This is a genomic window from Ochrobactrum sp. SFR4, assembly GCF_019730395.1.
In the GTDB taxonomy this organism is placed as follows: domain Bacteria; phylum Pseudomonadota; class Alphaproteobacteria; order Rhizobiales; family Rhizobiaceae; genus Pseudochrobactrum.
Map to the genome: position 1 here is coordinate 1 of NZ_JAAPBB010000471.1, position 331 is coordinate 331.

Consider the following 331-nt stretch of genomic DNA (forward strand, 5'->3'; position numbering starts at 1 on the left):
TTTGCGCGTCGGAATGGCAAGCGATGCTCGCTGACGCCGTGGTCGAAACCCATGACCGGATCGTCGGCAGGCTCTACCGGGCATCGGAGCGCATTTGCCAAGCGAAAGTCGCCGACGAAGCGAACGCGGTGCGCGACACCTTAAAATCCTTCGCCGAAATCGGCGGCGCTCTGGTCGACGCACAGGATGATGGCCAGCCGCTGGGCGACGTCATCGCGAGCGGATCAGGGTGGGACGGCTTCAAGACCCTTGTTGCAATGGCAACCCGGCTGACCGCCACCATGGCGGACGATCCTCTCAATCATGTACTCGACGGTTATCATCGGTTCCG

1 pseudogene is annotated in these 331 nt (G+C 61.9%); it reads left to right on the plus strand.

Features of this window, described 5'->3' with window-relative positions:
- Nucleotides 1–331, plus strand: a pseudogene (locus HBA93_RS19850) (Tn3 family transposase); the annotation flags it as partial.